The organism is Streptomyces sp. NPDC091287, assembly GCF_044768525.1.
Classification (GTDB): Bacteria; Actinomycetota; Actinomycetes; order Streptomycetales; family Streptomycetaceae; genus Streptomyces.
The window spans coordinates 105,720-118,829 of sequence record NZ_JBIVUV010000015.1 but is presented as its reverse complement, the minus strand read 5'-3'; the positions used below and the strand labels follow the sequence as shown (position 1 = coordinate 118,829).

Here is a 13,110-nt window from a genome sequence, read left to right as displayed (position 1 = left end):
GGTGGGGTGGGGACGTCGACCTGTCGGAAACGTCCGGGTGGCCGACGACAAAGGCCGGGGACGGCCCGAAGGCCCTCCCCGGCCCTGGCCGGTGTTCAACTCGCTTATCAGCGAACCTGGTCCACATCGACGAGGTCGACGCGGATCCCACGGCCGCCGATGGCACCCACGACCGTGCGCAGAGCGCGAGCGGTGCGGCCGTTACGGCCGATCACCTTGCCGAGGTCTTCGGGGTGGACCCGGACCTCCAGCACGCGCCCGCGACGCAGGGTGCGCTCGGCAACCTGTACGTCGTCGGGGTTGTCGACGATGCCCTTCACGAGGTGCTCGAGAGCCTCCTCGAGCATGCTCAGGCCTCGGTCGACTCGGTGGACGCGGGGGCCTCAGCCGCCTCGTCCGCCTTCTTGTCGGACTTCTTGGCCTTGGGGGTGATGGCCTCACCCTTGGCCTCGTCGCCGTCCGAGGACAGCGCCTCGAACAGCGCGCGCTTGTCAGCCTTGGGCTCCGGCTGCAGCAGCGGCGCGGGGGCCGGGAGGCCCTTGTGGGCCTGCCAGTCACCGGTGAGCTTCAGGATCGCGAGGACCGGCTCGGTCGGCTGGGCGCCGACGGACAGCCAGTACTGCGCGCGCTCTGCGTTGACCTCGATGCGCGAGGGGTTCTGCACCGGGTGGTACAGGCCGATCTCCTCGATGGCCCGGCCATCACGGCGGGTACGGGAGTCGGCGACGACGATGCGGTAGTGAGGCGAACGGATCTTGCCCAGACGCTTCAGCTTGATCTTGACTGCCACGGAAGTGGTGTCTCCTGGTCTATGACGTGGTTGGGCACAACTAGATGCCACGTGGGGTTGCGGTACTCGGAGTGCCCGATGGACGCGCCAGCCGGAGGAGAGAGGGGTCCTGTGCGACTGTCGAGTACAGCTAGCTATTGTGCCACACCACATCGGCTCACCCCACCGCGACCGCCGCTTCCGGAATCCGGAACGGCTTGCCGCAGCCGCCGCAGACGATCGGCGCCTGCGCCAGGACCGACGGCACGACGCGGACATTGCGTCCGCAGTCGCAGACGGCCTTGACCCGCACACCGCCCCCGGAGGAACCGTGCCGGGCGGCAGGTCCGCGGAAGGAGCGCTTGGTGTCGGCGGCGGTGGCGACGGTGTGCGCCTTGAGGGCGCGCTGTAGCCGTTCGGTGGTCGGACGGTACCGGCGCTTGGCTTCCGGAACCAGCGTGACCAGCGAGAATCCGCTGCTGGGGTGGGGTTCCTCGGCATGATCGAGGCCCAGCTCCTCGGCGATCGCGAGGAAGCGTCGGTTGTGGTAGCGGCCGGCGCGGGAGGTGTCTCGGACTCCTCTCGCGGCGGCGATGCCGTGGACTGCCTCATGGAGCAGTCGCTCGAAGGAGAGCTCGGCGCCACAGGCGGACGAGGACTCTCCGATCAGGGACTCGGGCGCGGCAAGATCGGGCAGCTCGGGGTGGTACCGCTGAATGTCGGCCCACGCCTGTGCCAGCTCTGCGGCAAGTACAGGTGGTGTCGTGCTCACGTCGTGACAACGAGCCCGAGGGCCCCGGTGTTCCTATTCCGGGGCATCCCAAATAATTTGCACGTACCAGTCAGTTGCCCTTGATGCGTCCGGACGAGGGCGGGTGCGCAGAACTGCGGAGAAGACGCACAGCTCACACCAAGGTGGTGCACAGCGTGCGGTACGCCCCGGGCTCCGGATGTGAGGAGCGCGGGCGGCCCGCGCTCCTGACGAATCCGCCCGAGAGACTACCCGCCCCTCCGTTCGACGTGCCCGGCGCGGGGTGTCGGGTAAGACTGGTCGGAGAGCAGACGTGGGACGGGGCGCACGAACGGGGCACGCAAGCACTGCTCCACAACCCCTGGACGGAACGGCGGATGCGCAGTTCTCTGGCTACGGGGTGCGGAACACACGCACACGGGGGACGTCCACTCGGGCACGACCGACCTCTTGGCGGATTGGGGCACTTTCCATGACACCAACGCTCGTACGGAACCAGTCGGCCGCGGATGCCTCCGCACCGGCGGACGCCGGTACCCGCGCACGTGACTGGGCCGAGATCCAGGAACGCATGCTCGCGCCGCTGTACGAGGCGGTGTACGACCGGATGGAAGTCGGGGCCGCCACCCGGATGCTGTCCCTCGACTGTGGCTCGGGCCTCGCGATGCTCGTCGCGGCGGCCCGGGGGGCGCACGTCACGGGTGTGGACTCCGACCGGGAGCGCCTGGCGCTGGCCCGGGCACGGCTGCTGCCCGAGGCGGGCTGGGACGACGCGCCCGCGCACTCCCCGCATCCGGCCCGCCGTCGGGCCCGGCTGCTGGAGGACGGGCTGCCCGCGCCCGCCGGCGCGGACGGCGCCCCGTACAACCTGATCACGGTCTTCGAGCCGATCGGCTGTGCGGCCGGGGACTCCGAGGGGCTGGTGCCGGCGCTGCGGTCGGCCGTGCCGCTGGCGGTCCGGGGCGCCTCGGTGGTGCTGACCGGATGGGGGCCGCCGGAACGCTGCGCCACGGCCGCGGTGCTGCGGGTGGCCGCGCGGCTGGCGGAGTCCGCGCGTCCGCCGCGTACCGAACCGGGCAGGTGGCGGCCGACGCTCCGGGACGATCTGGAGGACGTGGCGGCGCGGGCCGGGCTGAAGCCGGACGGTTCGGGGCGGGTGTCCTGCCCGTTCGGCTACGCGGACGTGAACAGCGCGGTCCGCGGCCTGCTGTCCACCGGGCTCTTCGACGCCGCCGTACGGGCCACGGACCGCTCCCAGGTGGAGAAGGAGGTCGCGGAGGCCCTGCATCCGCACCGGCGGCAGGACGGCACGGTGAGGATGCCGAACGTGTTCCGCTATCTGGTCTGCGTGACCTGAGCCAACGCGGAGCGCGACACGCGTAAGGGGCGCCCCTGAGAAGGGGCGCCCCTTACGCGTGGTGCTCTGCTCGCGCTACATGAACTTCTTGAACTCGTCCGGCAGCTCGAAGTTCTTGTCCTCCTGGGCGGGCAGACCGAACGCGCCGCCCTGGCCCGCCTGCTCACGACGCTCGGCGGCTGCGGCCTCCTCGGCCTTGCGCTTCATGGGGTTGCCGCTCTTGCGCTTGCCCTTGGCCTGCTTGACCTGCTTCTTCTGACGGCCGGGGCCGCCACCCATCCCGGGCATGCCCGGCATCCCGGGCATGCCGCCGCCCTGGGCCATCTTCGACATCATCTTGCGGGCCTCGAAGAAGCGCTCCACCAGGCTCTTGACCGCGGAGACCTCGACGCCCGAACCCTTGGCGATACGGGCCCGGCGCGAGCCGTTGATGAGCGTCGGCTCGGCGCGCTCCTTGGGGGTCATCGACTTGATGATCGCGGCGGTGCGGTCGATGTCGCGCTCGTCGATGTTGTTGATCTGGTCCTTGATCTGCCCCATGCCGGGCAGCATGCCGAGCAGCTTGGAGATGGAGCCCATCTTGCGGACCTGCTCCATCTGGGCCAGGAAGTCGTCGAGGGTGAAGTCCTTGCCACCCTTGCTCGACTGGAGCTTCGAGGCCATTTTGGCGGCCTCTTCCTGGCTGAACGTCTTCTCCGCCTGCTCGATCAGGGTGAGCAGGTCACCCATGTCGAGGATGCGGGAGGCCATCCGGTCCGGGTGGAACGCGTCGAAGTCCTCCAGCTTCTCGCCGTTCGACGCGAACATGACCTGCTTGCCCGTGACATGGGCGATCGACAGGGCCGCGCCACCGCGGGCGTCGCCGTCGAGCTTGGAGAGCACAACGCCGTCGAAGCCGACGCCGTCGCGGAAGGCCTCGGCGGTGTTGACCGCGTCCTGACCGATCATCGCGTCGACGACGAAGAGGATCTCGTCGGGGCTGACGGCGTCACGGATGTCCGCGGCCTGCCGCATCAGTTCCTGGTCGATGCCGAGGCGGCCGGCGGTGTCGACGATGACGATGTCGTGGACCTTGGCCTTGGCGAACTCGATGGAGTCCTTGGCGACCTTGACCGGGTCGCCGACGCCGTTGCCCGGCTCGGGGGCGTACACCGCGACGCCGGCGCGCTCGGCGACGACGCTCAGCTGGTTGACGGCGTTGGGGCGCTGGAGGTCGCAGGCGACGAGCAGCGGGGAGTGGCCCTGGCCCTTGAGCCAGAGGCCGAGCTTTCCGGCCAGCGTCGTCTTACCGGCGCCCTGGAGGCCGGCGAGCATGATCACGGTGGGCGCGGTCTTGGCGAACCGCAGCCGCCGGGTCTCACCGCCGAGGATGGAGACGAGCTCCTCGTTGACGATCTTGACGACCTGCTGGGCGGGGTTCAGCGCCTGGGAGACCTCGACGCCGCGCGCCCGCTCCTTCACATTGGCGATGAAGGCCCGGACCACGGGCAGGGCGACGTCGGCTTCCAGCAGAGCGATACGGATCTCGCGTGCCGTGGCGTCGATGTCGGCCTCGGACAAGCGGCCCTTGCCCCTGAGGTTCTTGAAAGTCGCGCTAAGGCGGTCGGAGAGAGTATCGAACACGGCGCTCGTCGGTCCTCAGGGTCGGGGGCGGGGCAGGTCAGTCGCCCTCCAGGGTATCCGTCCCCCGGGGAACGGATAGCCCTCGCCCGGAACCTGCCGGACGAGGGCCGGTCGTACGCGGTCAGCCGAGGGCCTTCTCGACCTCCCGGGCGACCTCGGCGGCCCGGGCCGGGGACAGTGGTTCGTCGTCGGTCCCGGTGACGTAGAAGGCGTCCACGGCGTTGGCGCCGAGGGTGGAGACATGGGCGCTGCGCACGCGTACCGCGCTGCCTTCCAGGGCGTTGCCGATCCGGTGGAGCAGGCCAGGGGCGTCCTGGGCGCGGACCTCGATGACGGTGGCGCGGTGGGAGCCGGCGGCGGCCACGGTCACCCGGGGCGGCGGGGCCTTCACGCCGCGCCGGCGCGGGTAGGCGGCCTCGCGCTCGGCGAGGCGGGCCCGGATGTCCAGGGAGCCGTCGAGGGCGCGTACAAGGTCGGCGCGGAGGCGGGCGGCCTGCGGGAGGGACCCGTACTCGGCGGCGACCCGCCAGCTGAGCAGCAGCAGGTCCGCCCGCTCCCCCAGCTCGTTGGGGAGCTCCACCGCGCGCAGGTCGGCGGCGCGCACGGTGAGGCGGTGCAGGGCGAGGACTCCGGCGGCGGCGGGCAGGACACCGGGGCGGTCGGGCAGGGCGATGAGGAGTTCGACGCCGACGGGTTCCACTTCGCCGTCCTCGGCGGGCTCCTCTGCCCGGGTGTGCAGGGCGAGGACGGGTTCGCCGGTGCGCAGGGCCTCGATGGCGAGGCGTTCGTGCTCGGCACTGGGCGCGGCCTCCTCGGGCTCGTCGGGGGACTCCCCGGCGAGGACGGCGGCGACGCGTTTGACGAGGTCGGTGACGAGGGAGGCGCGCCAGGAGCTCCAGGCGGCGGGCCCGGTGGCGAGCGCGTCGGCCTCGGTGAGGGCGTGCAGCAGTTCCAGCGTGGAGGTGCTGGAGACGGCTTCGGCGACCGACCGCACGGTGGCGGGGTCGTCGAGGTCGCGTCGGGTGGCGGTCTCGACGAGCAGCAGATGGTGGCGTACGAGGGTGGCGATGACGCCCACGTCGTGCGTGTCGAAGCCGATGCGGGTGGCCATGTCCCGGGCGATGACCTCGCCGGCCACGGAGTGGTCGCCGGGCCAGCCCTTGCCGATGTCGTGCAGGAGGGCCGCGACCAGGAGGAGGTCGGGGCGGTGGACGCGGCGGGTGAGGAAGGAGGCGCGGACGGCGGTCTCCACGAGGTGCCGGTCGACGGTCCAGGTGTGGACGGCGTTGCGCTGGGGGCGGCAGTGGACGCGTTCCCAGTCGGGCAGCAGCCGGGTGATGATGCCTTCCGCTTCGAGCGCCTCCCAGACGCCGACGGTGGCCTCTCCCGCGCCGAGCAGGGTGACGAGTTCCTCGCGGGCCTCGGGCGGCCAGGGGACCGGCAGCGGCTGGGCGGTGGCCGCCAGGTGGCGGACGAGGTGGCGGGAGAGCGGGAGCCCGGCCTCGGCGGCGGCCGCGGCGGCGCGCAGGGTCAGGACCGGGTCGCGTTCGGGGCGGGCGGCGCGGGCGAGGACCACTTCGCCGTCCGCGTCCACCACGCCGTCGGCGAGCGGGGTGCGCTCGGGGGCGGCCTTGGAGCCGAGCCCGCCGCTGAGCATGGCGCGGAGCCTCGGGCGGACGGAGCGAGCGCGCAGGACCCGGTTGACCTCGCGCCAGGTGACGTCGGTGGCGTACGAAACGGTGCGGGCGGCCTCGTAGACCTTGCGGAGCAGGGTGTCGGCGTCGAGGAGGCCGAGGGCCTGGGCGACCTGGTCCTGTTCCTGGAGGGCGAGGCGGTCGGTGGCGCGCCCGGTGGTGAGGTGGAGGGCGTCTCGGGCGTCCAGGAGGGTGCGGCGGGCCTCGGTGAGGCCTTCGCGGGGGGCGTCGGCGACCCAGGACGCGGCCACGGCGCGCAGGGCGGTGGCGTCGCGGAGGCCGCCGCGGGCCTCCTTGAGGTCGGGTTCCAGGAGGAACTGGAGCTCGCCCATCCGTTCCGCGCGTTCCTGGCAGAGCTCGTGGAGGGCGGGGAGACGTTTGGGGGCCTGGTTGCGCCAGTCGGCGAGGATCGCGGTGCGCAGTGAGGCGACGAGGCCGAGGTCGCCGGCGACGGGGCGGGCGTCCAGCAGACCGAGCTGGACCTTGAGGTCCTCGCCCGCGGTCTTCCTGGCCTCGCCGGGGGTGCGTACGGAGTGGTCGAGGGCCAGCCCCAGGTCCCAGACCGGGTACCAGACGGAGTCGGCGAGGGCGGCGAGGGCCGCCGCGTCGGCGCTGCCGTCGTGCAGGAGGAGCAGGTCGAGGTCGCTGCGCGGGGACAGCTCGCCGCGGCCGTAGCCGCCGACGGCGACGAGGGCCGCGCCCCGTACCCCGGCGCGTGGAGCGGCGGCGGTGAACAGGCCGGTGAGCCAGTCGTCGGTGAGGCGGGCGAGGGCCGCACGGCGCGGCGGCCCGGACCGCGCCTCCTGCTGGAGGAGGCGCAGCCGGGCCGCCGCGTAGCCGCTGGGTCCCGAGCCTTCGGTTTCGGTGGTCGCTTCGGTACTCGTCACCCAGCTGCCTTCCGTTTGCGGGCCGTAGGTCAGAGGGCGTCCGGGCCGCGCTCGCCGGTCCGTACGCGGACGGCGGTCTCGACCGGGACGCTCCAGACCTTCCCGTCACCGATCTTGCCGGTACGGGCGGCCTTGACGACGACCTCGATGAGCTGTTCGGAGTCCTCGTCCTCGACGAGGACCTCGATGCGGATCTTGGGGACCAGGTCGACGGTGTACTCGGCGCCCCGGTAGACCTCGGTGTGGCCGCGCTGTCGCCCGTAACCGCTGGCTTCCGTGACGGTGAGCCCCTGGACGCCGAAGGCCTGGAGGGCCTCCTTGATCTCGTCCAGCCGGTGGGGCTTCACGACCGCGGTGATGAGCTTCATGCGTCCACCTTCTTTGCCTTCGGTGCTGCCGTCGGGTCCGTCGCGGGGGCGGTGGTGCGGGAGACCGTGCCGCCGCCGGCGCCGCTGAAGTCGTACGCCGTCTCGGCATGCTCGACCTGGTCGATGCCGGAGATCTCGTCGTCCTCGGAGACCCGCATCCCGATCGTCCTGTCGAGCAGGAGGGCGATGAGCGCGGAGACGACCAGAGAGTACGCGAGGACGGCGACGACGCCGATGGCCTGCTTGCCGAGCTGTTCGAGGCCGCCGCCGTAGAAGAGGCCCTTGGCGTCGGACTGGACACCGCCGGTGGCGAAGAAGCCGACCAGGATGGAGCCGATGATTCCGCCGACGAGGTGGACGCCGACGACGTCCAGGGAGTCGTCGTAGCCGAACCTGTACTTCAGGCCGACCGCCATGGCGCACAGGACACCGGCGATGGCGCCGACCGCGATGGCGCCGAGCGGGCTGACGGAGCCGCCCGCCGGGGTGATGGCGACGAGTCCGGCGACCGCGCCGGAGGCGGCGCCCAGGGTGGTGAAGGAGCCGTGGCGCAGCTTCTCGTAGACGAGCCAGCCGAGGACGGCCGCGGCGGTGGCGACCTGGGTGTTCAGGAACATGACCGCGCCGACGCCGTCGTCGTTGCCGAGCCAGGATCCGGCGTTGAAGCCGAACCAGCCGAACCACAGGAGGGCCGCGCCGAGCATGACGAGCGGCAGGCTGTGCGGCCGCATCGGGTCCTTCTTGAAGCCGACGCGCTTGCCGATGACCAGGATGACGCCGAGGGCGGCGGCACCGGCGTTGATGTGAACGGCCGTACCGCCGGCGAAGTCGATGACGCCCATCTCGAAGAGCCAGCCGCCGGCGCCCCAGACCCAGTGGGCGACGGGGAAGTAGACGACGGTGACCCACAGGACGATGAACACCGCCCAGGCCGTGAACTTCACCCGGTCGGCGAGGGCGCCGCTGATCAGGGCCGGGGTGAGGACGGCGAACATCAGCTGGAAGACGGCGAAGACGTAGACCGGGATGGTGTAGCCGTCCCAGAGTTCGGTGACGCCGATGTCGCTGAGGCCGACGTAGTCGGAGCTCCAGCCGATGACCGAGCCGACGTCGGTGCCGAAGGCGAGGCTGAATCCGTAGAGCACCCACAGGATCGTGACGATCCCGAGGCTGATGAAGCTCATCATCAGCATGTTGAGGGTGCTCTTGACGCGGACCATGCCTCCGTAGAAGAAGGCCAGGCCGGGGGTCATGAGCATCACCAGGGCCGAGCAGATGAGCATGAACCCGGTGTTGGCGGCAGACAGCTCGGGGGCGTCTGCGGCAAGCGTCGTGATGCCTGGGGGCATCGGCGTCTCCTCGTCGTCGGTGCGGCCGCGGCGTGCGGGGGAATGCTGCGGGACCACTGGGAAGGTGCGGGCCGGCTGATGGGTCAGGTGCGGGCCGGTTATGCGCCATGAGATTGGCCGAGCGCCGTTTCCGGGGATGCCGCACGGTGTTTCGCGAGCGTGACGAAGAGGGATCGCGTGTTACGGCGATATGAAGCCGGGGTGGCGCGTCCGTGCCCTGCCTACCATGCAGCGCACGCCGCATACGGTGCGGTTGAAACGCCCAGGAGGCGGAAAACACGAAACCGGCCACGGCGACCCTCCGTGTGACCAGGCAATGGGGGAGCCGAGTCGGGCTGTACGGAAGGGGCGCCGCGGCCGGGGCCGGGGTGTCGGTCAGACCGCTTCGGCGGTCTCCGGCAGCTGTTCGTGGAGCAGCTCGGTGAGCCGGGCGACGTCGGCGACGTCGCCGAAGTCCCTGGCAGCGGTGTCGACGGTCTTGCGCAGGCGGGTGTTCACCCGCTCGGAGCGGACCTTCTTGGCGATCTTCAGGGCGCGGGTGGCGAGCACGGTGGACTCCTCGGGCTCGCGCTGGAGGAGATGGACGGTGGCCATGCCGATGAGGTTGAGCGCGTAGGAGCGCTGGTGCTCGTCGTCCTCGCCGAACAGCTCGACGGCCTTGTCCATGACGGGCTGGGCGAGCGAGGCGTACGTGGGGCTACGGCCGGCGACATAGGCCAGGTCGCGGTAGGAGTGGGCGTTCTCCCCGTTCAGCTCGGCCTCGGAGAAGAAGCGGATCCAGTCGGGCTCCGGCTCGCCGTCGAGACCCGCGTCCAGGAAGGTGTCCTCGGCCATCCGGACGGCCCGCTTGCACTTGCTGGGCTGGCCCATGTTGGCGTAGGCGCGGGCCTCCATCGCATACAGCATCGCCTGCGTACGGGAGGTGGCGCAGTCGCGGCTGCCGTACTGCGCGAGGTGGATCAGCTCCAGGGCGTCGTCGGGGCGGCCCAGGTGGATCATCTGGCGGCTCATGCTGGACAGGATGTAGCTGCCGAGCGGCTTGTCCCCGGCTTCCTTGGCGGCGTGCAGGGCGAGCACGAAGTACTTCTGGGCGGTGGGCTGGAGGCCGACGTCGTAGCTCATCCAGCCCGCCAGCTCGGCCAGTTCGGCGGCGCAGCGGAAGAGGCGCTGGGCGGTGGGTCCCGGCTGGGGCTCCTGGAGCAGGTCGGTGACCTCGTGCAGCTGCCCGACGACGGCCTTGCGGCGCAGTCCGCCGCCGCACTGGGCGTCCCACTGCCGGAACATCGCGGTGGTCGACTCCAGCAGGTCCAGCTCGGGCCGGGAGAGCCGGGAGGGGCGGTGGGCGGCGGCCGGGGACTCCGGCTCGCCGGGGCTCTGGGTGGGCACGGGCACCAGCCAGCGCTGCATCGGCTCGATGAGGGCGGGCCCCGCGGCCAGCGCCAGCGAGCTGCCGAGGAAGCCGCGCCGGGCGAGCATCAGGTCGCTGCGGGAGAACTCGCTGAGCAGGGCGACGGTCTGGGGGCCGGCCCAGGGCAGGTCGACTCCGGCCACCGAGGGTGACTGGTGGGCGGTGCGCAGCCCGAGCTGTTCGACGGCGACGACGGTGCCGAAGCGCTCCGAGAACAGCTCGGAGAGGATGCGTGGGATCGGCTCGCGCGGCTGCTCCCCGTCGAGCCAGCGCCGCACCCGGGAGGTGTCGGTGCTGATGTGGAGGGCGCCCATCTGCCGCGCCCGCCGGTTCACCTGACGTGCCAGCTCGCCCTTGGACCAGCCACTGCGCACGAACCACGAGCCCAACTGCCCGTTGGGGCGCTTCCCGGCATCCGTGTCGCCTGCGCCGCTGCCACTCACTGGAACGCCCCCATCCCGCCGAAACCTCATCGCGCGAACCAATATCAGAATGCCGTGCATCGGTGCTGTCCGTACGGGAGTTGAGACCCCATTAATCGGACCGCCATCACCGACATCATCGAACAGGAAATCGGGTTGCCCGCGGCATACCCGTGGGTGCACATACTCCCAGGGTTCGTGTACCGACGGTAATCCTACGATCACCCCTCCCGCGAGGGGGATTGCAGAAACGCCACCATTCGCCACCCCTTCGAATGAACCCGACTGCCGCTGGGAGCGCTTGACTTGAGCAACCAGGACCGAGGGCGAGCGGACGGAAGCACTCGGGGGCGCGCGCTCCGTGGCGCACTCCCTTTCGCACTACCGCGCACGCCACTCGATCGAGTTTCAGCGACGGAGGGTTACCCGAGCAACGCGGGTCGTAACCACCGACGACCCGGACCCGTTGGAGGGGGCATGGGCTTCACGATCGGCGGCATCCGGGAGATGCGATCCGGTGCACGGCGACGCCACCGCGGCACCGAGGGCACCGCGGTGGCCGAGTACACGGGGCTGTGGGGTTGGGCGGTGGCGCCGGGAGCGCGGGCCGAGGCCGGCTCCTGCTCGTGCGGCGAGCCGGCCTGCCCGGCGCCGGGAGCCCACCCGCTGGACTTCGCCCGGGAGGTCCCCGCGGGGACCGGCCTGGACCGCGCGTCGGACGCCTGGGCCGAGACGCCGGGAGCGGCGATGCTGCTGCCCGTGGGCCGCGCCTTCGACGTCCTGGAGGTCGCGGAGGGGGCCGGGCGGCGTGCCCTGGTGCGGATGGAGCGGATGGGGCTGCCGTCGGGACCGGTCGCGGTGACGCCGACGGGGCGGGCGCAGTTCTTCGTCGCCCCCGGGGCCGCCGCCGAGCTGCCCGAGCTGCTCTACCGGATGGGCTGGGACGACGCGGGCCTCGATCTGCGCGCCCTCGGCCCGGGGACCCACATCACCGCCCCGCCCTCCGACCTCGGCGGCCTCGGCCCGGTCCGCTGGCTGCGGCCCCCGCTGCTGGACACGGCGGCCGCTCCCCCGCAGGCGCGGCTGTTGCTGGGGACGCTGGCGTACGTCTGCCACCGCTCGTAGCGCTCGCGGCGGGCACGGAGAACGGTGGACGGGCGGCGGGCTCCTCACCGGAGCCGCCGCCCGTCCACCGTACGGATGCGAGGTGGGTCAGTCGCCGATCAGGGCGTCCACGAAGGCGCCCGGCTCGAACGGGGCGAGGTCGTCCGCCCCTTCACCGAGGCCGATCAGCTTCACCGGTACGCCCAGCTCGCGCTGGACCGCGATGACGATGCCGCCCTTGGCGGTGCCGTCGAGCTTGGTGAGGACGATGCCGGTGATGTCCACGACCTCCGCGAACACCCGGGCCTGGACGAGGCCGTTCTGTCCGGTGGTGGCGTCGAGGACGAGCAGGATCTCGTCCAGCGGGCCGTGCTTCTCCACGACGCGCTTGACCTTGCCCAGCTCGTCCATGAGGCCGGTCTTGGTGTGCAGTCGGCCCGCGGTGTCGATGAGGACGACGTCCGCGCCCTCGGCGATGCCTTCCTTGACCGCGTCGTAGGCGATCGACGCCGGGTCACCGCCCTCGGGCCCGCGGACCGTGCGCGCGCCGACCCGCTCGCCCCAGGTCTGGAGCTGGTCGGCGGCGGCGGCGCGGAAGGTGTCGGCCGCGCCGAGCACCACGCTGCGGCCGTCGGCGACGAGCACCCGGGCCAGCTTGCCGGTGGTGGTGGTCTTGCCGGTGCCGTTGACGCCGACGACCATGACGACGCCGGGGGTCTCGGCGCCGCCCTCGGTCTTGACCTCGCGGTCGAAGTCCGGGCCGAGCAGCGCGATCAGCTCTTCGCGGAGCAGGGTACGCAGGTCCTCGGGGGTGCGGGTGCCGAGCACCCGGACGCGCTCACGGAGCCGCTCGACCAGTTCCTGGGTGGGGGCGACGCCGACGTCGGCGGTGAGGAGGGTGTCCTCGATCTCCTCCCAGGTGTCCTCGTCGAGGTTGTCGCGGGAGAGCAGGGTGAGGAGCCCCTTGCCCAGCGAGTTCTGCGAGCGGGCGAGCCGGGCCCGCAGGCGGACGAGCCGGCCGGCCGTGGGCTCGGGGACCTCCAGCGCGGGCGGCGCGGGGGCCTCGGCGACCGGGGCCTCCTCCGCGGGCGCGGTGGCGTCCGGGAGGCCGACTTCGTCGATGGTGCGCCGCGCTTCGTCGCGCGGCGTCTCGGCCTCCTCGCCGACCTGTGGTTCGGCGGGAGGAGTGATGGTCGGCGTGCTCGGCGGCGGGGGCGGCAGCTTCTTCTTGCGGTTGCCGACCACGAGCCCGCCGACCAGGCCGACAGCGACCAGGGCGATGACTACAGCGAGGATGACGATTTCGACGAGTTCCATAACCCGTCCAGTATCGGCCACGGCCGTGCCGCGGGCGCGGCCCGTGCTGGCCCCCCGGCGA

At 71.8% G+C, this 13,110-nt stretch carries 11 protein-coding genes; 2 read left to right on the top strand and 9 right to left on the bottom strand.

The window, feature by feature from the left end:
* Positions 1-107 precede the first annotated feature (107 nt).
* The 3 genes from ACIQRW_RS25185 to ACIQRW_RS25175 form a co-directional block, all read right to left on the bottom strand.
* Complete coding sequence (locus ACIQRW_RS25185) at positions 108-347, bottom strand: RNA-binding protein (protein WP_073771547.1); 240 nt, start codon at positions 345-347, stop codon at positions 108-110.
* A 2-nt stretch (positions 348-349) separates the two neighbouring features.
* Positions 350-790: a 30S ribosomal protein S16 gene (rpsP, locus tag ACIQRW_RS25180; RefSeq protein ID WP_215108526.1), complete on the bottom strand. Its 441-nt coding sequence runs from the start codon at positions 788-790 to the stop codon at positions 350-352.
* A 157-nt stretch (positions 791-947) separates the two neighbouring features.
* On the bottom strand, positions 948-1,541 hold the full coding sequence (locus ACIQRW_RS25175; protein WP_398063140.1) for a hypothetical protein: 594 nt from the start codon (positions 1,539-1,541) through the stop codon (positions 948-950).
* 451 nt (positions 1,542-1,992) lie between these two features.
* Between ACIQRW_RS25175 and ACIQRW_RS25170 the strand changes: the two genes are divergently transcribed.
* Positions 1,993-2,877, top strand: a complete 885-nt coding sequence (locus ACIQRW_RS25170; protein WP_403764232.1) for an SAM-dependent methyltransferase — start codon at positions 1,993-1,995, stop codon at positions 2,875-2,877.
* A 75-nt stretch (positions 2,878-2,952) separates the two neighbouring features.
* Here the strand turns inward: ACIQRW_RS25170 and ffh are convergent, their stop codons facing one another.
* The 5 genes from ffh to ACIQRW_RS25145 form a co-directional block, all read right to left on the bottom strand.
* Positions 2,953-4,500: a signal recognition particle protein gene (gene ffh / locus ACIQRW_RS25165; protein WP_403764230.1), complete on the bottom strand. Its 1,548-nt coding sequence runs from the start codon at positions 4,498-4,500 to the stop codon at positions 2,953-2,955.
* A 121-nt stretch (positions 4,501-4,621) separates the two neighbouring features.
* Positions 4,622-7,081 carry a [protein-PII] uridylyltransferase gene (locus ACIQRW_RS25160; RefSeq protein WP_403764228.1) on the bottom strand — a complete coding sequence of 820 codons (2,460 nt, stop codon included), beginning with the start codon at positions 7,079-7,081 and terminating at the stop codon, positions 4,622-4,624.
* 29 nt (positions 7,082-7,110) lie between these two features.
* Positions 7,111-7,449 (bottom strand): P-II family nitrogen regulator, encoded by a 339-nt coding sequence (locus tag ACIQRW_RS25155; RefSeq protein WP_007452846.1) that lies wholly within the window; start codon positions 7,447-7,449, stop codon positions 7,111-7,113.
* Positions 7,446-8,798, bottom strand: a complete 1,353-nt coding sequence (locus tag ACIQRW_RS25150; protein WP_403764226.1) for an ammonium transporter — start codon at positions 8,796-8,798, stop codon at positions 7,446-7,448. Before ACIQRW_RS25150 ends, ACIQRW_RS25155 begins: the two co-directional genes overlap by 4 nt.
* A 375-nt stretch (positions 8,799-9,173) precedes the next feature.
* On the bottom strand, positions 9,174-10,649 hold the full coding sequence (locus ACIQRW_RS25145; RefSeq protein WP_403764224.1) for a hypothetical protein: 1,476 nt from the start codon (positions 10,647-10,649) through the stop codon (positions 9,174-9,176).
* Positions 10,650-11,105: 456 nt separating this feature from the next.
* Between ACIQRW_RS25145 and ACIQRW_RS25140 the strand changes: the two genes are divergently transcribed.
* Positions 11,106-11,753: a bifunctional DNA primase/polymerase gene (locus tag ACIQRW_RS25140; protein ID WP_403764222.1), complete on the top strand. Its 648-nt coding sequence runs from the start codon at positions 11,106-11,108 to the stop codon at positions 11,751-11,753.
* Between the two features lie 87 nt (positions 11,754-11,840).
* Here the strand turns inward: ACIQRW_RS25140 and ftsY are convergent, their stop codons facing one another.
* Entirely contained in the window at positions 11,841-13,049 is a 1,209-nt protein-coding gene (gene ftsY, locus ACIQRW_RS25135; RefSeq protein WP_403764220.1) for a signal recognition particle-docking protein FtsY, read from the bottom strand.
* Positions 13,050-13,110 lie beyond the last annotated feature (61 nt).

Bases quoted from the DNA above. Each gene is read 5' to 3' on its own strand.
- ACIQRW_RS25150 (WP_403764226.1), bottom strand. From the start codon at position 8,798: ATGCCCCCAGGCATCACGACGCTTGCCGCAGACGCCCCCGAGCTGTCT.
- ftsY (WP_403764220.1), bottom strand. From the start codon at position 13,049: ATGGAACTCGTCGAAATCGTCATCCTCGCTGTAGTCATCGCCCTGGTC.
- ACIQRW_RS25185 (WP_073771547.1), bottom strand. From the start codon at position 347: ATGCTCGAGGAGGCTCTCGAGCACCTCGTGAAGGGCATCGTCGACAAC.
- ACIQRW_RS25140 (WP_403764222.1), top strand. From the start codon at position 11,106: ATGGGCTTCACGATCGGCGGCATCCGGGAGATGCGATCCGGTGCACGG.
- ACIQRW_RS25155 (WP_007452846.1), bottom strand. From the start codon at position 7,449: ATGAAGCTCATCACCGCGGTCGTGAAGCCCCACCGGCTGGACGAGATC.
- ACIQRW_RS25170 (WP_403764232.1), top strand. From the start codon at position 1,993: ATGACACCAACGCTCGTACGGAACCAGTCGGCCGCGGATGCCTCCGCA.